The organism is Paraburkholderia sp. HD33-4 (assembly GCF_021390635.1).
GTDB lineage: Bacteria > Pseudomonadota > Gammaproteobacteria > Burkholderiales > Burkholderiaceae > Paraburkholderia.
Genome location: NZ_JAJEJS010000002.1, coordinates 742,946 through 762,640 on the forward strand (window position 1 = coordinate 742,946; position 19,695 = coordinate 762,640).

Consider the following 19,695-nt stretch of genomic DNA (forward strand, 5'->3'; position numbering starts at 1 on the left):
CGGCTTCCGGATCACGCAGATTTCAAGTCTTCTCTCCTCATACGTGGGGAGGCTAGCCTTTGTTGCAGCAGAGGCGCACGGCTCTTGCGTCGTTGGCATCAACCGATTTCGGAGTATATCCCTAGTTGGACGAAATCCCAATCCGCTTTGCCGCGGATCGTATGGCAGGTTGCGTAGTCACGAATTGGGCTTGCCGGTGTCCGAAAATTGCTGGATGACTCCCGAAAGAAGTTCGTCCGCGGCCCTCTTCATCTGGTCAATGGGAAGCTCAGCACCGTAAATCAGCAATCTATTTGAGTCCCTGTCGAAACTTGTGCGCGGGCATGGCATTTCGCACGCACACTGAAGAATCCTCCATGGCCTTGCTCGACTGGCTATATGCGGGCGACCGTCCCAGGAACCATCTAAACGGAAAAGATCTTGAAAACTATTGTTGAAACCCTCGCTGAATTTACATTTGAGACTGACCTTGAGGATCTTCCTGTAGAAGTGCTGGAGGAGTCCAAGAGACTGATGGTGGACTCGGTCGGTTGCGCGCTGGGCGGGTTGAGCCATCCCAAAGGTCAGATTGGTGTGAAGTTTGCGAAATTGCAAGGACCTGGCGCATCAGGAGAGCAGGCTACCCTCATCGGCACTGGCGATCGCGTGTCGGCGATCTCCGCGGCGTTCGCAAACGGCGAACTCATTAACGCCCTGGACTTCGACGCGATCTTGCCGCCGGGGCATGTCAGCCCATATGTGATTCCGTGTGCTCTGGCTGCTGCAGAGGCGGCAGGAGCAGGCGGCGATAAGCTTCTCAGTGCGGTCGCCATTTCCCATGAGATTTCCAATCGCATTGGGAAGGCCCTGGACTATCTGCGAGACATGAAAGATGGAAAGCCAAATCCTCCGCCGGTATTCGGGTATTCGTCCACGATCTTTGGTGCGGCAGCTGCGATTGGAAAGACCAAAGGACACTCCCTTCAAACACTAATCGGCGATCTTGCCATCGCGGGAAGCATGTCTCCAGTCAATACTCAATGGTCGTGGTCGGTTCACACGCCCACGGCGACCGTGAAGTACGGATTGGCTGGGGCATTGGCCCAGGCAGCGATGGCGGCGGCATATCTGTCAGAGCTGGGGCATACCGGCGACATACAGGTGCTCGACGACGGCGAGCATGGCTACCGGCGTCTCATTGGAAGCCACCGATGGGCCCCCGAGAATATTACGCCCGATATCGGCCAAAAGTGGTTCTTCCCGAACGAACAGTCATACAAGCCTTACCCGCATTGCCGCATCCTGCATGCACCGCTGGACGTCCTGATCGGCATGGTTGAAGCCAACGACATTCAGCCATCGGAGATTGAGTCCATTACCGCGTGGGTTGAGGGTTGGGTGCTCAAGCCGCTATGGACCAACCGCGACATCACACATGTCACGCAGGCGCAGTTCAGCATGGCTCATGGCTTGGCGCTCGGAGCTCACCGTATCCCTCCTGGCAAGGAGTGGCAGGATCCGGAAGTCGTTTACCGGCCTTCCATCCTCGCGCTCATGGAAAAGGTTCACTACGAGGTGAATCCTGACTATGCGGATCGCCTTATCGCCGACCCAGCAAGCCGACCGGCTCGTATTGAGATCAAAGCTCGAGGAAAGACCTTCGTCGGAGAAGCGTTGTATCCGAAGGGCAGTCTCTCGCCGGACCCCGCTTCCAAAATGACGAATGACGAGATCTCGATGAAGTTTCGTCGAAATGCCGCAGGTGTTTTGCCGTCTGATCGCATCGAACAGGCGTTAGAGCAATTATGGAATCTTGAACACGTCGAGGATGTTCGTGAACTGATGAAGCTGCTTCATGTCCGCCACGAGACGAGCGGCACGAACAATTAACCGACGATGCTACCCTTCGCGAAGGAAAATGCCATGACAAGTAATTTCATCACGTTTGAACAGCTCGAGTATAAGGTGGTCGATTCCGCTGCGTACATTCGGCTGAACCGTCCAGATGTGTTGAACTCGTTCACCACAAAGCTCTACGGCGAAGTAAAAAATGCCGTGCGCCTGGCAAACTCGGATCCGGGTGTTGACATCATTGTTATCACCGGAACGGGGCGCGCCTTCGCAACGGGCGGGGACCTTGACGAGGTGCTTTCAAGGATGGAGGACGAAAACCCTCTCGCCTTGTATGCGTATGACGACAACATGCCGTTTGACGCCGTCAAATACTCGAGCAAGACAACCATCGCGGCAGTCAATGGCATTTGCGTTGCGGGTGGACTGGCAATTGCGTCGGCCTGTGATATTCAGATTGCTGTGCGCAGCGCCGTATTCGGCGCGCCGGAAGCCCGAATTGGGCTGGCTAGCTCCATGATGCCCAGCTTGCTTATGAGCAAGATCAGTCTCTCCAAGCTGAAATACCTCCTTTACACGGCAAAGTCGATCTCTTCCACAGAGGCAGAACGCATCGGTCTGATCACGGAAGTCGTCGAAGACGATGCCCTCGAAGCCAGAGTTCTCGAGATGATCCAGGAGATTCGTCGAACATCACCTACCGCGCGAAGCCTCTACGCGGAATACATCAACCGACTGTTGCCAACGGCACCAAATGCCGACTTGCAACGCGGCTTTCGATCTGAAGAGTGTCAAGAAGGACTGCGCGCGTTCAAGGAGAAGCGCAAACCGGGATATGAGCGTTAAAGGAAATAACCATGAAGACCATTCCGCTTCACGAAAGGACCTTGGCCCGATTGCTGCGTGAGCAAGCCTGCGTTTATGGAGACAAGCCATTCCTGATGTATTACGGACGTTCGTTTTCGTACGCTGAAGCCTATGAATTGAGCCGCCGTATTGCCAGTGGCTTGTTGGCTTCGGGCATTCAGCCGAAACAGCATGTGGCCGTCATGATGGAGAACAGGCCAGAGACAGTCTGGTTGAACTTCGCCTTGGCATTGATTGGCGCTGTGACGGTTCCGATCAATAATGCCTCTCGCGGGGATCTGCTCGCATACTACGCGCGGCAATCAGACGCCGTTGCGCTCGTGATTGACGAGTCGTTTGTTGAGCGATTCGCTGTGGTGGAATCCGAATGCCCCCTGCTGAAGCGCCTTATTGTCTTTCCTGATGAGACGGACTCCGGAATCTGTGACCATTCGTTCGCACATGCCCAGGTTCTTGCGTGGGACGAAATTGCAGATGCCCCCGGACTGTCGGACGACGCTCCCGGCCCGGAGTATAGCGATACCCTCCAGATTCTTTACAGCTCGGGTACTACAGGCGTCTCGAAGGGCAGCATGATCGCCAATGCGACCGCGATCAGGGCCGCTCAGAAGCACGTTGAGGTCTACGGGTACACGAGCGAAGACATCATGTACACGTGCCTGCCGATGTTCCATGGGAATGCGTTGAATTGCACTGTATTGCCCGCACTTCTTGCTGGTGCGACGGTCGCACTGTCACGACGTTTCTCGACAAGCCAGTTTTGGCGAGAAATCAATGAGTGCAAGGCGACCAGAACATCGTTGCTGAGTGCAATGATCAACTTCTTATGGCTCAAGGAACCATCCCAAGAAGAGCGAAGCCACTCTCTCAAGACGGCTCTCGTGGTACCCGCGCCGGAATTTGCCCCGGAGTTCGAGCAGCGCTTCGACGTGAAAATTACGTCGCTCTATGCGTTGGGAGATTTCGGGTACGCGACGATGTTTGGACCTGATGATCCCCGCGAGAAAATTCGCTCGGCCGGTCGACCTTTGCCGGAGGTCTCGCTAGCGATCCTGGATGACGATGACCAACCCGTGGCACCGGGGCAGGTGGGACAGATCTGCCTGAGAACCAACGAGGCGTGGTTCGCCCGGCAAGGCTATTACAAGATGCCAGAAGTCTGGGTCTCCTCGCTCCGCAACTACTGGCTGCACACTGGCGATATGGGTAGGCTCGATGAGGAGGGGTACCTGTACTTTGCGGGACGCAACAAGGAACTCATCCGCAGACGCGGCGAAAACATCTCCGCTCTTCAAGTGGAAGAGGTTATCAGGCGTCACCAATGTGTCGCAGATGTCGCTGTGTTCGCGGTGCGGGCAGAGTTCCTTGAAGATGAGGTGATGGCCAGTGTTGTGTGCAGGGAAGGAAGCAACATCGACCTTGCCGAGTTGATCCAATTCTGCGCCCCACAGATGGCGTACTTCATGGTTCCACGTTTCGTGGAATTGCTACCGCATCTCCCATTGACAGCGACGGGGAAGGTCGAAAAGTACAAGTTGCGAGAATCCGCGGAGACAAGGCTGAGCGAGGTCTGGGACCGAGAGCAGCATGGGATCCGCCTCGAAAAGTAGCAGATGGAGACCCGGCGATGCCGGGGATCAGAATGCAGATAGGACAAATGGGATGAAAAGCAAAGGTCGAACAGTCTTGGAGAACCCGCTCGCAGGTGCCGAAGATTTTCCCTTCGAATCCGTCCTGCGCCCGGGAGACAGAATCTGCTTTGGTCAGGCATGTTCCGAGCCAACGGGACTGGTGCGTGAACTGCTCAGGCAAGGCGAGCGCTTGCACGCAAAGTTTGGACGCCTGAAGCTTTTCATTTGCGGAAGCTATTCTGGCCTGATCAAACCCGAGCACGGTGCCTGGTTTGATTTCGAAGGATATGGCGCGATTGGCGATTCGGCTTTGCTTGAGCGAAGAGGGCTGCTTGATGTGCATCCAGTCCACTATTCTCAATTGCCAGCGCTGATGGAGAGCACGCTACGCCCGGATGTCATGCTGCTACAGCTCAGCGGTCCGGATCTCCAGGGGCGTTACAGCCTCGGAGCGGCGAATGACTTCCAGTCGACGGCCGCGCGCAGCGCGCGCGTTGTCATCGCAGAGCTCACCTCGTTCGCTCCTTTCTCGCCCAGCGCACTTCTGCCAGATGATGTGCGTATAGATCACGTCGTCCGAACGGATCTGCCATTGATTGAAGTCACATCCGCTGCATCCGACGATACTGCGGAGGCGATCGCGTCCCACGTAGCCGGGTTGATCGAAGATGGAGCAACCCTGCAGTTGGGCGTTGGTAGTCTGATGGATGCAATTTGTCGAAGGCTCATCAACCATAAAGATTTGGGGGTGCACGGTGGCATCATGACCGACGGCCTCGCTGAACTGATGATGCGGGGCAATATCACAAACGCACGGAAAGGGTCCCATCCGGGCCGTAGCGTTATCGGGTCGTTGCTGGGCACGCGGCGCCTGTTCGACTTCGCAGACAACAATGACGACATATGCCTCTCTGAGACCGACGTCACGCACTCTCCGGAATCGCTGGGCAGGCAGTATCGTCTTAGCTCCATCAACTCCGCGGTTGAGGTCGATCTGTCCGGACAAGTCAACGCCGAAGTGAGTGGCGGTCGCTACATTGGCGCGGTTGGCGGACAGTTGGATTTTGTTCGTGCAGCGGTACGCTCACCTGGCGGAAAATCCATCATCGCCTTGCCGTCCACCGCGCGCGGCGGCTCGATCAGTCGGATCGTATCAAGCCTGCATGGTCCTGTCACGACACCCCGGTCGGATGTCGAGTATGTCGTAACGGAGTGGGGGGTGGCGTGCCTTCGCGGGCGTTCAATCACCGAAAGGATGCGAGCCATGTTGGCGATTGCCCACCCGAATCATCGGGAGGCTTTATCAGCGGCGGTACACGTGGCAGGGAAATCCATCACGCGCAGCACGAGTCCCACGCCACACCAAGCCGGAGTCGTGGCGCGTATGTGAATCGAAGGCGGACGCCGTTTCAATAGTCATAAAACGTAAACTGAATAATTCAGGAGACTTGTATGAGTGGTTATGGAGCGTCGCAAACTCGCGACTGGGTCAAGCGAGAATCTTCATGGAGAAATAGGGGCGCGAAACCCCGATCGGGAACATTTGATCTCATTGGATTGCTTTAAACAAAGCCGATACCGGGACGATCATGTCAATGTTCATGGATTGCGTACTAGACATGCGTGAATATTCTCTGTTTTAAAGAATCTCGATTTGATATACAGGAGTCCATAGAATGGCAAGGGATTTTCCATCGATCGAACTATCGGTTGCCCATCCAGATTCGATTGGCGAGCAGAGCCCGAACATGCGCAAGGTGGCGATAGCCAGCTTCGTCGGTAGCCTCGTCGAATTCTACGATTTTCATATATACGGCTTTGCAGGAGCCCTTGTATTCGCAAAGGTCTTTTTCCCGGCCCTCGGTGCCGCGGCTGGAACGATGGCAGCACTCGCAACCCTCGGGGTGGCATTTGTGGCTCGCCCTCTCGGAAGCATATTGTTTGGTCATTTGGGAGACCGACTTGGTCGGAAGCGGACTCTGGTAGCAACGCTTCTCACGATGGGGATTTCAACAGCTCTGGTTGGACTAATGCCCTCCGCAAGCCAGATCGGCATTGTCGCTCCAACTCTTCTTATAGTACTCCGAATAATGCAAGGTTTGGCTGCCGGTGGGGAATGGGCAGGGGCGGCGCTTTACGTGGTTGAAAATGCACCAAAAGCTCAGCGTGGTTTTTGGGCGATGTTCGTCTCAGCGGGGGGCGGCGTGGCACTGACCCTGGCTGCGGCCACAATGCTTGTCGCGGGAGCGACGATGACTGATCAGCAGTTCCTGAGCTACGGGTGGCGCATTCCGTTTCTCAGTAGCTTTTTGCTCGTTGGAGTTGGGCTTTACATTCGAATGAATATGGAAGAATCGACCGTATTCAAGTCGGAGTCGACCCGCCGAGGCGTATCGAAATCCCCGCTGCTCGAGACCATCGCGTGCCAGCCGCGCACGGTTCTACTTGCTGGTGGGGCGATGATCATTCCCGCGAGCTTCGCCTTCCTGGGAGCGTCGTTCCTGACCGGATATGGGGCATCCGAACTGCACCTCGCACGCACTCAAGTCCTCACGATGATTACGATCAGCGGAGCAATGTTGACACTCGGGGTGTGTCTTTCGGGATGGTATTCAGACCGGATCGGAAGGCGTTCGACCATCGTTATTGGAGGAATGATGGCGATACCGTGGGCCCTGATCCTCTTTCCTGTCTTGAACACGAGGTCCGTTCTGGCGTTTGCTCTGAGCACATGCGTGACGATGTTCATCTCAGGTTGGTCACTCGGTCCGATGAGTGCCTTCTTGTCAGAAATGTTTCCGACACGTTATCGCTATACAGCGGCAGGCTTGAGCTACAACCTTGCACAGATCATCGGGGCAGCTGGGACGCCCATAGTTGCGGCGTGGGTGACATCCCGCTTTGGCGGGACTGCCTTCGGTGTCTTTCTTGCAATACAGTCTTTACTTAGCCTCCTTTGCGTGCTTGGTTTGGCCGAGACAAAGACAAACGAACTCTGACGTTATTGTCCATTGGACCCAGCTTCCACTCAGGGCAGAAGTGGTCGAAGCGTTCAACGATCTGCGTTAGTGAGTTTCCGGTTGATTCGCCGATGGCGTACGGCCGCGAATGAAGGCGCATCTCAGCGGCGAGAATCGGTAACGTGCGACTGTAGATGGAGTCGAACTTGCCGGGTGAACGTCGCTGCGCAATATCCCACCTGAAATGAACTGAGGAGGTCATCAATGAGCAGTTTCTGGAATTTCGTCGCGCGCGGTATGCATGGTACGCGACTCACCGTGGTAGAAGAGGGCTCGCACGGTACACCGGCGCAAGCCGGCACCTTGACCGTTGCGCTGACGGGGCAATCAATGATCCGAGGCGATACACGCCTCGATGCGCCGGAGGCAGCATCGGTGATCAGGTCTTTAATCAAAGGCGACGTAGCTTTCACGAACTTCGAGGCCGCAGTCTACGATCCCAAGAAAGGGGGGACAGCCCGCGACGGGCGATTTGCGTCGCCGCCCGGGGCGATGGAGGCGTTGAAGTCATTTGGCTTCAATCTACTGTCGCTCGCCAACAATCATTCTTTTGACGTTAAAGCACCCGGCATCGTCAACACGCTCGAAACTGCGGAGGGCCTGGAAATGGCCCACGCCGGCATAGGGCGCGACCTTGCGGCAGCCAACAAGGCAATCCACATCGAGACGCCAAAAGGCAAGGTGGCCTTCATCTCGTTCGCTTCGGGCCAGATTGGTGCTGCTCGCGCCACAGAATCCCAGCCTGGCGTTAGTGAGTTGAGAATCACAGAGGCGACTCCCAATGCAGAGGATATGCAGCGCATCCTGCAGAGCGTTCGTGAAGCGAAGGAAAGCGCGGATATCGTCATTGTCTCTCACCACAACCATTACTATCCGGATGTCGAGCGCCCCGCTGACTTCATGCAGTTTCTGCTTTCTGAATTGCCCGGCCGCCTTGCACCGGCGCCTTGGTTGGAGCCATGGGCTCGCCAGCTAGTCGATGCAGGCGCAGACGTCGTGGCCATGCATGGCCCCCCGTTTCTGCACGGCATGGAAGTGTACAGGGGTAAGCCGATTTTTTACAGTCTCGGCAATTTCATTTTCCAGGTGCCTCCGGAGTCGGTTCACCTGGAAGAGCCGATCATGTGGGAAAGCTTGGTGGCCTATGTCGACTTCGAAGGCAGTACGCTGAAGGCAATCCGTTTCCAACCGGTCGCGATGAATAAGATCGGCAGAGGTCTGCCCAATCCGCACGATCAGTTTGACGTTAACGAGTACCATCGCACACGCGGTCTTCCCAGGCCCGCTAAAGGGAACCAAGCTCGCTTTCTCCTCGAGCGCTTCGCACAGTTCTCCAAGGTCTTCGGCACAGAGCTTGTAATCAGGGATGATGGTACGGCTGAACTTAAACTTGACGTTCCTGTCATGTAATACCTATCCCTGCAGAACTCCTTGGAGATGCCAGGCAGCGTAAGTTGAACTGTGATCTGCTGGGAAAGCGCGTTTTGGCGACCGGAGCATCGTGCAGGCACGGTGCTCACCTCGCCTCCCTGTTCGCGGCCTGCAAGGCCGAAGTCACTCTGGTTGGGCGACGAATCGGTATCCTCGAAGGAATTGCAGAGCGGTGCGCGCCGACGGAGGTGTTGCGCCTTGTGGGCATGTCGACGTCAATGATGCCGTGTCTCGAAAGGCGATGGCAGACGCGATCGGCGAATTCGATGGCCCGGCCGGCAGTGCGGGCACCCTGACCGACAAGTCCGCCGTGGGATAACCCACGTCGAAGTGAGACGCCGCCATCGAAACTACTTTGAAGGCGATGTTCTGGTTGCGGGTTGTCTTTTTCATCCTCCCGTCCGCGCTCTGCGGTGTCGATGCGTGAAAGCATACGCCCGCATTCTTGTTGAGGTTTAAGCTTATGACTGAACGCACTGACGACGTCCACGCGCGAGCAACGCTGCGATACCCTTACGCCAAACCGCCCGCGCCGGGCTCGACCATCGAGGTCGCGCCGGGCGTGCGTTGGCTGCGCATGCCACTGCCCTACCGGCTCGATCACATCAATGTGTGGCTCCTCGATGAAGCCGATGGCTGCGCCGTCGTTGATACGGGCACGCGCACGGATGAGGCGACGACCGTGTGGCGCGCAGTGTGCGCGCAGAGCAGCGAGGGGAGGAATCCGAACCGCGTTACGCGCGTGTTCGTCACGCACATGCATTCGGATCATGTCGGCATGGCCGGCTGGCTCACTCGCATATTCGACTGCCGCCTCTGGATGACGCGTGCCGAGTACTTCAATTGCCGCGTGGCCACTTCCGATACGGGTCGCGAAGCACCCGCCGACGCGCTCGAGTTCTATCGTCGCGCTGGCTGGAGCGACGCGGCCATCGATGTTTACCGCGCGCGCTTTGGCCGCTTCGGGCAACTAATCCATCCGCTACCGGACAGCTTCCGGCGCGTGCAGGATGGCGAAGTGGTGCGCATCGGTGCGCACCACTGGCGCGTGATCGTCGGCATGGGGCATTCACCGGAGCACGCTTGCCTCTACTGTCCCGCACTGAAGCTCTTCATTTCAGGCGACCAGGTGCTACCGCGCATTTCGTCGAATGTCTCGGTTTACCCGATCGAACCCGACGCCAACCCGATGGCGCATTGGTACGACTCGCTTGACAAGCTGCAGCGCGAAGTTCCCGACGACGTGCTCGTGCTTCCGTCGCATAACGAATGCTTTTACGGGCTGCACGCACGCATCGAGCGGTTGCGCGAGGGTCAGAACAAGAGCTTCGAGCGCCTGCGCGTGACGCTTTCCGAACCGCGTCGAGCGGTGGACGTGTTCAGTACTCTGTTCGCGCGGCCCATCGGGGAGGACGATCTCGGGCAGATGAGTCTCGCCACCGGCGAAAGCCTCGCGTGTCTCAACTACCTCATGTCTCGAGGCGAAGTCCAACGTGAACTGCGCGGCGACGGTTTCTTTTGGTATTCGCGCTGTTGCTCTCCCTAAGTAGGCTTCAGTCGAATCATCGATTTCTGTCTGGCTTTCAGCGGGCATGCGACGGCCGTGGCGTAGGCGGAGCGGTCGCAATTGCACATTGGCAAGGGTTAGTCGTCACTATCGATCTCCCGCACCCCGCTGGACATATTGGCCTTTTTAGCGCGCGACGACGAGACAGTCGAGGCGAATTCACGCGCGCGGGCACCTGTCGGGCGAGCATTTCAACGTGGTCGACACGCTGATTCAGGCCTGGGCCGGGCTCAAGATCTACGACTAGCGGCGATTAGGCAATGCCGTCGAGCGTGACAGGCGGATTCACAGCGAGAACGCCTTGTGCAGATTCATCTCCCGAAAATTTCGGGACTGTCCGGCTGAAGTTCACGCGACAGGCTAGCCACCCACCTTCATCCTTTTTGTCAGATCACATGGACATACTTTGAGGGAAACTCGACGCCGTAGCGCATACGCGCGCCCATCTTGTCACGCCCAAACTGCCCGATGAAGTAGCCGCGATAAAGGGGCCCGATCTATCGTGCCGGCGACTGCAGTTTTCCCTCGTTGATGCCGTGGCCCTCATCGTCCGGCGTCAGAAGCACGACAGCAAAGCCCGGATGGCAGTTGGCCTCGAACCTCACGATGACCGTACGGCCGTGATTCGGCTGCTCTTGCGGGATGGCGGACTCGAAGTAATCCAACGCCTAAAGAAAGTAACGAACTCACACGCCTCGCCGTCTTGTCCGCGGACAACGAGGAGGCGTTGGGATCGTGTCGCGGCCCTATGCGCCTAGCCTCGTCTTCTTGCTGGGCCTCGGGCGGATTGCTCGAGTCGAGTGGACACCGGCAAGACGGAGAGAGTGAACTCGGGTGTAAACACACTTGACTTGGGAAATTATCCAACCTATATTTTGGTCAACCAAAGTTAATGGCGACCAATTGGCATGCGGAGGGGGCATGCAGCGGAACTCGAATCGGGCGACGACTCAATTGGGGACAGAGTAACTGACGTATGTAAGCGATCTAGTGACAACTACAAGTTGGAATGCGATGACTTGGAGGGATTCCCAGAGAGGTTTCGTCTCGCATTGGCCGCTGATGGATGGCCTGGCGTAAAAATACGTGAGGAACGCGGCGGAGCGGAAGGAAGGTGTCGCGATCGGCAGCGTTGATCAATTTATGGACAGTGTTTCGGAACTCACAATTAAAGCGCGAGAGGAGGATCTCTAGTTATTTCGTAGGAGTACAAAGTAGCTGTCTTCAGCTCGTGATGTCCACCAGGTTCGAAGAGAATGACTCGGCCGTAGACAGTGTTATACAAATTATTAATAAATGTAACGGAGACTTTTTGTCATGAAGAAGCAGATCGCTTTGCTTTCAACGGTAGGACTCATCGCAGGTGTGGCGCACGCGCAGAGCAGTATTACGCTGTACGGGATTTTGGATGTGGGGGTGAACTACGTCAGCAACGATAATGGTCACCCGAACTACACCGTGTCCACCGTATTACAGGGCGACCGTTGGGGGTTTAAAGGTAACGAAGACCTTGGCGGCGGCCTCTCGGCAATATTTCAGTTGGAGAATGGCTTTTCCATTGCTAACGGGGGCCTGGCTCAGGGACGTATGTTTGCCCGCCAATCTTGGGTCGGAATAAATAGCACCCGGTTTGGATCGTTGACGATGGGTCGGCAATACGACGCGATTGTGGATTACATCGTGCCGCTTCCCTCAAGTAACTGGTACATCGGCGTCGCGCATCCATTTGACAACGATAATCTCATCAGCAGTTGGCGTCTGAACAACACGATCAAATACGCGAGCCCCAATATTGGCGGTCTGACGTTTGGTGGTCTGTACGCATTCAGCAACACAGCAAGTACTGACAGCGGTTCGGGATTCGCAACCAATCGGGCGTGGAGTCTGGGCGGAAATTACCAAGCCGGCAGTTGGGGAGTAGGTGCTGCCTACACTCAGCTCAGTTCGCCAAATTCGACTACCACCGGTGCCGTTTCGGGAGATTATATCGATTTGTCGACCAAATCGGCGCTGGGCGTAAATGGATTAACGTCCCCAGTGCTAAAGCAAGACATTCTGGCCGCAGGTACTTACTATACCTTCGGGTCGGTGAAAATGGCTTTCGTATACACAAATACGAAATTTGATACAGCCGGCGACACCCTGAAGTTCTCCAATTACGATCTCAACGTGGGGTACTATATCCGACCTAATCTTTTGCTTGCAGGAAGCTACGTCTTTACAGATGGGAAACTTGATTCGACGGGCGCTCAGCCGAAGTACCATCAGATTTCCGCACTCATCGATTATTTCCTATCGAAACGGACAGACGTCTATTTGCTTGAGGTATATCAAAGAGCCGCAGGAGACGCCACAGTCGCAAGCATTGCGCCGGACGCGTACGGTCAAGGCGGTAGTGCAGCACCCGATGCATCGACCAGCAAAAGCCAGCTGCTTGTCCGCGTAGGACTAAGACACAAATTCTAAGTGGACCGTGGCTCCACGCTCAAATTTATCCTCGGGACTGGCGTCTGTCGTGAGGGCGTTTCCCAAGAGGGCGAATCCCGCTTCGCCGAGCGGTGCTACTCATGATTTGAGCTCTGAGGCATCTGTACTTGTATCAAACGGAGGAGACAATGAGGAAAAAGGCAACTTCACTGAGAACACTAGCGGCGGGATCAATTGGAAATTTCATTGAAATTTACGATTTCGCTGTCTTTGGGTTTTCAGTACCAATTATCGCGCAGCATTTTTTTCCGGGAACTGATAAGACCGCGGCGCTGCTGAGTGTGTTCGCTGTCTACGCGGTTGCTTTTTTTGCAAGGCCCGTCGGCGGAGTAATCTTTGGTTACCTGGCGGATATTGTTGGGCGCACCAAGGTGCTTGCCTGGACCGTGTGGTTGATGGCGGCGGGTACGGCATTTATCGGGTTGTTGCCGACTTACTCAAGTCTTGGTGTCGCTGCCCCAATTCTGCTAGTCATGTTTCGTTTCGCACAAGGAATGGCGCTGGGTGGTGAAACATCGGGCGCTGCCTCTTATATTATTGAATCTGCCTCGGAAGCTAAGCGAGGCCGTTGGGTAGGCGCTTCCTATGCGTTTGGCTACATCGCCAATGCCTGCGTCGGGATTCTTTTCATGCTGCAAGATGTTGTAGGGAAAGTTGCATACACGGATTGGGTGTGGCGGGCTCCGTTCGTTATCGGAGGCCTTCTCGGTATTGTTGGGTTCTGGTTGCGGCTCGGCCTGGAAGAACCCGATGAATTCAAAGAGGTTGCTAGTGAGACGGCCGCTAGAAATCCGATGTTGATCGCAGCGCGTTCAGGTACGAAGGGCATGGTTCACGTCCTGTTGCTGATGCCCGTTCTTGCAGTGAGTGCCTATCTCTTGCTGGGTTTCATGTTCACGTTCCTTGTGACACAGGTAAAGATGCCTCACACCATGGCATTGCTTACAAACGCGGCTGGCATCGCAGCCATTGCGATTACCCTTCCGCTGGCAGGCTCGCTAAGTGATCGCTTTGGGCGGAAGAAAATTGTGTCGCTCGGGGCCGTATGGATTGCGCTTTCCGCGTTTCCAGCGCTCTGGCTCGCAAGCTCCGGTACCGTCGAAGGCGCATTGATCGGACAGGTGGTTTTTGGGATCGGGGTCGGAATTTACGGAGCAGCTTCAATGACAGCGATGCTCGAAGTCTTCCCGACGGCCTATCGGGCGACGGGTCATGCGATCTCTTATCAATTTTCGGTCGCAGTTTTTGGAGGGACAACGCCTTTCATTGCTACGTGGCTGGTTCATAAGTTCAACTCTCCTCTTGCGCCGGGTGTCTACACGGCGATCGTGGGTGCAGTTGGGTTGCTCGCCATCCAGTTCGTGCCTGAAACTCGGCATCTGAAGCTGCGTACTTCGACCGAAGATTCGAACCACAGCGACATGCCAGACGGTGCGGAGACAGCGAGGTGAGATCACCGCATTCGATAGTCGAACCTCGGATGCGCTTTGACTCGAATTCTATGGTGCACCATGTTGATCAGCAGTCGGCGAAGTGCTTTTGTGGCCTCGGCTGGCAGGTCGCTTTCGTCCAGTAATTTGACAAATTGAAGGAGTGTGCAATGACCGATTCACAAGATCCGGTAAGGAACGCGGCTAGGGCGAAGTTGGGTGAGATCGCGCCGAAACTGGCCGAATTGACCGACGAGGTGCTGTTTGGGGATATCTGGGAGAGGCCTGGGCTTTCAAAACGAGATCGCAGCCTCATCACGTGCGCAGCACTGGTGGCCTTGGGGGGCACTGAGCAGATGACGACGCATTTCCCGCGGGCGCTGCGTAACGGCGTCACGAAGGAGGAACTGATTGAAATGATCACTCATATGGCGTTCTATTCTGGCTGGCCGAGCGCGATCACGGCGGCTATGCGAGCGCGGGAGATTCTCGCTGATAAGTGAGCCGGTTGAATAATTAGGTTCGCAATTCATCGTGCTCGGGGAGCGGCACGTGCCGCGCTTTTGGACGCATTTGATACATAGTCGCATTCCGGCGACAAGGCGGTCCGCATCAGTTTAGGGTGGGCAGAGGTAGCCACCGGGGTGAGCGATCGGTTCGTGCAGGGTCGCTGCGGGCCGCCCAACTACAGGAGCTTTAAATGAACGTGGGATACGTGGGACTGGGCAGCATGGGAGGAGCGCTTGCTCGCCGGCTTCTCTTGACTCATCCGTTGGTCGTCTATGATCGTAGTCCTGACGCTGTCCGCAATCTGGTCAGCCTGGGTGCAGTCGCGTGTGAAAGTCCTGGTGAAGTCGCGGCGCGTTGTGATGTGGTCTTCCTTTGCCTTCCGACTTCCGCCCATGTCCGAGAGGTACTATTTGGACCCGACGGGATCGTGCAAGGCGCGGGTCGTAACACGGTGGTTGTAGATCAAACAACCGGTGACCCTGGTGAGACGAGAAGGATGGGGGCAGAACTGGCGAACCGCGGTATCACTCTCATCGACGCACCCGTAACCGGCGGTATTAAGGGGGCGGAGGCAGGGACAATTTCCATCATGGTTGGAGCGGCGACGGAGGTATTCGAAGCGTATCTACCGATATTGCACGCCATCAGCACTAACGTATTCCATGCCGGTGGTCTCGGCGCCGGCCACGTCATCAAACTTGTTAACAACCTGCTTTCGGGTAGCCAGCGCCTCTTGACCATGGAAGCGGTCGCGTTGGCCGCAAAGAACGGTATCGACCCCGAGGCTGCGTGCAAGATCCTTATGTCAGGTGGCGCCAACAACGCCTTCCTGGAAAAATTCATGGCCCCGCATGTTATCAAAGGAAACGTGAGCCCGGGATTTACCCTCGGCCTCATGCACAAGGATGTGCGGTTGGCGTGCCAAATGGCGAGTGAATCCGGAATGCCAATGTTTTTCGGCAGTTCCGCGCGCGAGTTTTACCAGATGTGCATTAATGAGCTGGGTGCCAATGCTCAGGTGCATGCCGCCGCCTTGGTGTTCGATCGTATCGCCGGTACTCACGTCGTCCCCGTACAAGCATCAAACTGACAACGGAATAGTGAACTTTCCACGAGATTAAAAAATGCAAACTGATATGGAGAAGGTAGCGGGTGACATGGCAGATGAAGGTTCGGAGAAGACCTTCGTGCTGGTTCATGGCGCATACCACGGCGCGTGGTGCTGGAAGAGTGTCGCGAAACGACTGCGCTCGCTGAACCATAATGTGTACACGCCGACCTTGACTGGACTCGGCGAAAGATCGCATCTGCTTGGTGCGAACCCTTCTCTAGATACGTTTATCGAAGATGTAGCACAGGTCTTGCGCTACGAGGATCTACATGACGTCGTATTGGTCGGTCACAGTTTCGCTGGTTCCGTAATCTCCGCGTTGGCCGATCGAATGCCGGAGCGGATAAGTCACCTCGTCTATCTCGACGCCCAAGTTCTTCAATCTGGTCAGGCACCAGTGGACACGGCCGTACCTGAAATCATTGAGATCTATAAACAGCGAGCTCAGGCTAGTGGCGGAGTCAGCATTCCCCCCGGGTCGCCGGAATCGTTTGGCGTCACTGATCCCAAGATGGCCGAATGGGTCAAGACGAAGGTCACTCCGCACCCGTATCGAACCTATTTCGACAAATTGCTCCTGAAACATCCGGTTGGCAATGGTCTACCCGCTACCTACATTGCGTGCACACAGCCGCTGCATCGAAATACCGCGCACTCGCGGGAGGTTGCAAAGGGTATGAAGGGCTGGAAATACAAAGAAATCGCGACCGGCCATGACGCAATGATTACGCAGCCGGAAGAGCTAGTGATTTTGTTGCTGGAGGTGGCCGGGTCGTGAAAGTGGAAAGATAATTTTCGATGCTTTGATTGGCATCGCGGGTCGCTACGCAGGCGGAATTGGAGATAGCGACAAAGCGATCTCGTGTTCCCCTACACCTGAGCGTATTGCTTCGCCTGCCTGGACTTTCAGGAAGCAGGGAAATGCTGCACCGGACGTGCCTGTGGCGCGTGGTAGTTGGAGGCACATGGGACCGGACTGCGATCCCGGATGGATGAACAAACGCGAGCCATGTCCGACGGATATGTCGGATGATAGTCCACGCCAACGGCGGAGGTGTAACGGTTGATGCGATCGGTACTGGAATATGTGACAGGTCTCGCGATCGCGGGTCGAGGGGGACCTATGAAAACAAAGGGGCTTTGGATCAGCCTTTGTACTCTCTACCTGTCCGGATGTCTCGCAATTGCTTACCTGAAGGGCGCAGTCAACGGCCTCGCAGCCGGCGTTCACAGTCCACAGTGGGACATCGGCGGCGGACGCCAAACCACGGTGAGAAGCTGAAAGGACATGCTGCGCAAAGAAAGATGCTAAGCCGACGGGTTGGAGAGTTACGGATATCTTCTCCGTCGGAGAACAGGCGCCGTACCCCTAAAAATTTCCAAGGTGTGCAAAGGAATGCCAGCGGCGGAAAGGCACGAATAAGCTGGCGCTGGTGCCCTGACTGGATCGTCGATCCCGCACTCACAGCGCTCGGGTACCGCGATGGAACGGAATGCTCACGCGGGATTTGCTTGGTTAGCCAAAAGGACTCTCCCAATACAAGGGAAAAACATGATAGTCGAACTCGTTGATATCAAGATTAAGGCAAGTGACCAGGAAGGATTTCAGAGGGCGATCTCACATGGGCTGCGCCATATTCTTTCAAACGCGCCCGGTTTTCTGAGCTACGAGATCAGTCATTGTATCGAGTCGCCAGAGCGATACGCACTACGTGTGTGTTGGGAATCCGTCGAACACCATACGCTCGGATTTCGGCATTCTCCGGATTACGCCGAGTGGCAAACACTGGTAAGTCCGTTCTTCGCACAACGGCCACTCGTGGAGCATTTCGAGATAATCGCAAGTTGCTAGTGGCAATAGGCGCATTGTCTGCTGCGCCTATTGCCACCGCCCGGCGAGCGGTGCCAACGGTCACTCACTCTACCCACTCGGCGCATTGTTTTATTCACGGTCACCACTGACGTCCCGCGAACGGGAACGACTTTCCACCTGTGCAGTTGTTTTAAGTATGTGGCGATAGCCGTCGCAGATAGTGGTCGGCGCCAGTCCGCTTTAGATTTGAACGCCTAAATCAGCCTTTGAAGCCATGCCAGAGTCTCCGGTCACGCCAGAAATTCAGAAGGAAGAGCAGAATGAACGACGGTTGACTATCACGTTGTGGTGTAAGCGTGGCACCAGCGACGTCTTGACTGGAGATCGTGATCTTCAGACTGCAGTGCGGAGCTGATCGGCGACGCCCCACGGTGTGAGTTCGTCGATGCGGTTGATCGCGTGGTCGGCGATGTGTGCGAGCACGTAGCGCAGATAGGCCTCAGGATCGACGCCATTGAGTTTTGCTGTGCCAACGAGGCTGTATATTGCGGCGGCACGTTCGCCGCCGGAGTCTGCTCCAGCGAACAGATAGTTACGTCGACCGATGGCCACCCCGCGTAGTGCGCGCTCGACTGGCAGATTGTCGATTTCGAGCTGGCCGTCTTCGCAATAGCGTGTGAGTGCTTTCCACCGGTTCAGCGCATAGAGGATCGCCTGACTCGTGTCCGATTTGCGCGAGAGCGTTTCCAGTGTCGCAGTGAGCCACGCGTGGAATCGATCGAGCAGCGGCCGCGCATGCTCCTGGCGATGCGCACGGCGCTCGTCGGGCGGTTTGCCCCTGATGGTGTCCTCAATCCGGTATAGCGCGCCGATACGCTCAAGCGCTTCGGTGTTCAACGCATTGGGGCGCGCTGCGTGCAATTCATAGAACTGACGTCGGGCGTGCGCCCAGCAAGCCGCCTCCGTGACGCGCCCGGTTTCGTAGATGGCCTGGTAGCCACCGTACGCATCGGCTTGCAGCGTACCGTTGAACGAGTCGAGGTGCTGCTGCGGATGGATGCCCTTGCGATCCGGCGTATAGGCAAACCACACCGCCGGCGGCGTCATGTCGGCCGATGCACGGTCATCGCGCACGTACACCCACAGGCGACCGGTCTTCGTCTTGCCATTGCCCGGTGCAAGCACTGGAACCGGTGTGTCATCGGCGTGCAGTTTCGTCGCCGACATCACATGTCGACGCAGCGCTTCAACGAGCGGCTGCAGCAGCGTCGCCGCGTGACCGACCCACTTCGCAAGCAGCGAGCGATCAAGCTCGACGCCTTCTCGCGCGTACATGACCGACTGCCGGTAAAGCGGCACGTGATCTGCGAACTTCGAGACCAGCACGTGTGCCAGCAGCCCTGGGCCGGCGAGACCGCGTTGGATGGGACGACTCGGCGCAGGCGCCTGAGAGATGTGGTCGCAACACACGCACGCGAACTTCGGGCGCACATGACGGATGACCCGGAAGCTTGCCGGTACGTACTCAAGTTGTTCGGCGACGTCTTCGCCCAGCGGCTTCATCTCGCCTCCGCACTCCGTGCACTTCACGGCAGACTCGGGCAGGTGCGTTTGGATCTCGCGCGGCAGATGTTCGGGCAGTGGCTTTCGCGGTGCCTGTTCCACGGCTGTGCGCGGCGTCTTCGGGATTTCGACCGGCGCCGCGCCTTCGTCCGCCTCAAGCTCCTCGAGGCGCAGTTCGAGCTGCTCGATCTGACAGTCCAGCTTCTCCGACTTGCGGCCGAACTGCATGCGGCGCAGCCTGGCAATGAGCAACTTCAGGTGTTCGACTTCGGCGATGCGTGAAGCCAACGCAGCTTGTTGCGAGTCGACTGTTTCCTGCAGTTTGAGCACTTGTGCGTCGCGCTCGCGCAGCGCCGCTTCCTGGCTGAGCAGCATCGCCTTCAGCGTTTCGACATCGTCGGGAAGTGGGCTCGCGCGCGTCATGCAGGCAGTTTA

14 protein-coding genes are annotated in these 19,695 nt (G+C 56.5%); 13 read left to right on the plus strand and 1 reads right to left on the minus strand.

Going from position 1 to position 19,695, the window contains the following annotated elements; all coding sequences use genetic code 11:
- Positions 1-420 precede the first annotated feature (420 nt).
- From L0U84_RS23290 to L0U84_RS23350, 13 genes are all read left to right on the plus strand, one after another.
- A complete protein-coding gene (locus L0U84_RS23290; RefSeq protein ID WP_233852999.1) occupies positions 421-1,869 on the plus strand; it encodes an MmgE/PrpD family protein in 1,449 nt (482 codons plus the stop codon).
- Between the two features lie 33 nt (positions 1,870-1,902).
- Positions 1,903-2,676: an enoyl-CoA hydratase/isomerase family protein gene (locus tag L0U84_RS23295; protein ID WP_233853001.1), complete on the plus strand. Its 774-nt coding sequence runs from the start codon at positions 1,903-1,905 to the stop codon at positions 2,674-2,676.
- A gap of 11 nt (positions 2,677-2,687) precedes the next feature.
- Complete coding sequence (locus tag L0U84_RS23300; protein ID WP_233853002.1) at positions 2,688-4,307, plus strand: AMP-binding protein; 1,620 nt, start codon at positions 2,688-2,690, stop codon at positions 4,305-4,307.
- A 52-nt stretch (positions 4,308-4,359) separates the two neighbouring features.
- Complete coding sequence (locus tag L0U84_RS23305; protein ID WP_233853003.1) at positions 4,360-5,718, plus strand: acetyl-CoA hydrolase/transferase family protein; 1,359 nt, start codon at positions 4,360-4,362, stop codon at positions 5,716-5,718.
- Positions 5,719-6,004: 286 nt separating this feature from the next.
- Positions 6,005-7,327: an MFS transporter gene (locus tag L0U84_RS23310; protein ID WP_233853004.1), complete on the plus strand. Its 1,323-nt coding sequence runs from the start codon at positions 6,005-6,007 to the stop codon at positions 7,325-7,327.
- Positions 7,328-7,552: 225 nt separating this feature from the next.
- Complete coding sequence (locus L0U84_RS23315; protein ID WP_233853005.1) at positions 7,553-8,758, plus strand: CapA family protein; 1,206 nt, start codon at positions 7,553-7,555, stop codon at positions 8,756-8,758.
- Positions 8,759-9,242: 484 nt separating this feature from the next.
- On the plus strand, positions 9,243-10,325 hold the full coding sequence (locus tag L0U84_RS23320; protein ID WP_233853006.1) for an MBL fold metallo-hydrolase: 1,083 nt from the start codon (positions 9,243-9,245) through the stop codon (positions 10,323-10,325).
- 1,338 nt (positions 10,326-11,663) lie between these two features.
- Positions 11,664-12,812, plus strand: coding sequence for a porin (locus L0U84_RS23325; RefSeq protein WP_233853007.1), 1,149 nt, complete (start codon positions 11,664-11,666; stop codon positions 12,810-12,812).
- A gap of 149 nt (positions 12,813-12,961) precedes the next feature.
- Positions 12,962-14,284, plus strand: coding sequence for an MFS transporter (locus L0U84_RS23330; protein WP_233853009.1), 1,323 nt, complete (start codon positions 12,962-12,964; stop codon positions 14,282-14,284).
- Positions 14,285-14,433: 149 nt separating this feature from the next.
- Complete coding sequence (locus L0U84_RS23335; RefSeq protein WP_233853011.1) at positions 14,434-14,766, plus strand: carboxymuconolactone decarboxylase family protein; 333 nt, start codon at positions 14,434-14,436, stop codon at positions 14,764-14,766.
- Between the two features lie 197 nt (positions 14,767-14,963).
- Positions 14,964-15,863 (plus strand): NAD(P)-dependent oxidoreductase, encoded by a 900-nt coding sequence (locus L0U84_RS23340; protein ID WP_233853013.1) that lies wholly within the window; start codon positions 14,964-14,966, stop codon positions 15,861-15,863.
- A gap of 34 nt (positions 15,864-15,897) precedes the next feature.
- Positions 15,898-16,662, plus strand: a complete 765-nt coding sequence (locus L0U84_RS23345) for an alpha/beta fold hydrolase (RefSeq protein WP_233853014.1) — start codon at positions 15,898-15,900, stop codon at positions 16,660-16,662.
- A 774-nt stretch (positions 16,663-17,436) separates the two neighbouring features.
- Positions 17,437-17,736, plus strand: a complete 300-nt coding sequence (locus L0U84_RS23350; protein WP_233853015.1) for an antibiotic biosynthesis monooxygenase family protein — start codon at positions 17,437-17,439, stop codon at positions 17,734-17,736.
- 354 nt (positions 17,737-18,090) lie between these two features.
- On the opposite strand, the gene tnpC is transcribed toward L0U84_RS23350, so the two are convergent.
- Complete coding sequence (gene tnpC / locus L0U84_RS23355; RefSeq protein WP_233853016.1) at positions 18,091-19,683, minus strand: IS66 family transposase; 1,593 nt, start codon at positions 19,681-19,683, stop codon at positions 18,091-18,093.
- Positions 19,684-19,695: the final 12 nt, after the last annotated feature.

Coding starts and splice junctions, on each gene's coding strand:
- L0U84_RS23335 (WP_233853011.1), top strand. CDS start 14,434: ATGACCGATTCACAAGATCCGGTAAGGAACGCGGCTAGGGCGAAGTTG.
- L0U84_RS23310 (WP_233853004.1), top strand. CDS start 6,005: ATGGCAAGGGATTTTCCATCGATCGAACTATCGGTTGCCCATCCAGAT.
- L0U84_RS23300 (WP_233853002.1), top strand. CDS start 2,688: ATGAAGACCATTCCGCTTCACGAAAGGACCTTGGCCCGATTGCTGCGT.
- L0U84_RS23350 (WP_233853015.1), top strand. CDS start 17,437: ATGATAGTCGAACTCGTTGATATCAAGATTAAGGCAAGTGACCAGGAA.
- L0U84_RS23295 (WP_233853001.1), top strand. CDS start 1,903: ATGACAAGTAATTTCATCACGTTTGAACAGCTCGAGTATAAGGTGGTC.
- L0U84_RS23330 (WP_233853009.1), top strand. CDS start 12,962: ATGAGGAAAAAGGCAACTTCACTGAGAACACTAGCGGCGGGATCAATT.
- L0U84_RS23320 (WP_233853006.1), top strand. CDS start 9,243: ATGACTGAACGCACTGACGACGTCCACGCGCGAGCAACGCTGCGATAC.
- L0U84_RS23325 (WP_233853007.1), top strand. CDS start 11,664: ATGAAGAAGCAGATCGCTTTGCTTTCAACGGTAGGACTCATCGCAGGT.
- L0U84_RS23340 (WP_233853013.1), top strand. CDS start 14,964: ATGAACGTGGGATACGTGGGACTGGGCAGCATGGGAGGAGCGCTTGCT.
- L0U84_RS23315 (WP_233853005.1), top strand. CDS start 7,553: ATGAGCAGTTTCTGGAATTTCGTCGCGCGCGGTATGCATGGTACGCGA.
- L0U84_RS23305 (WP_233853003.1), top strand. CDS start 4,360: ATGAAAAGCAAAGGTCGAACAGTCTTGGAGAACCCGCTCGCAGGTGCC.
- L0U84_RS23345 (WP_233853014.1), top strand. CDS start 15,898: ATGCAAACTGATATGGAGAAGGTAGCGGGTGACATGGCAGATGAAGGT.
- tnpC (WP_233853016.1), bottom strand. CDS start 19,683: ATGACGCGCGCGAGCCCACTTCCCGACGATGTCGAAACGCTGAAGGCG.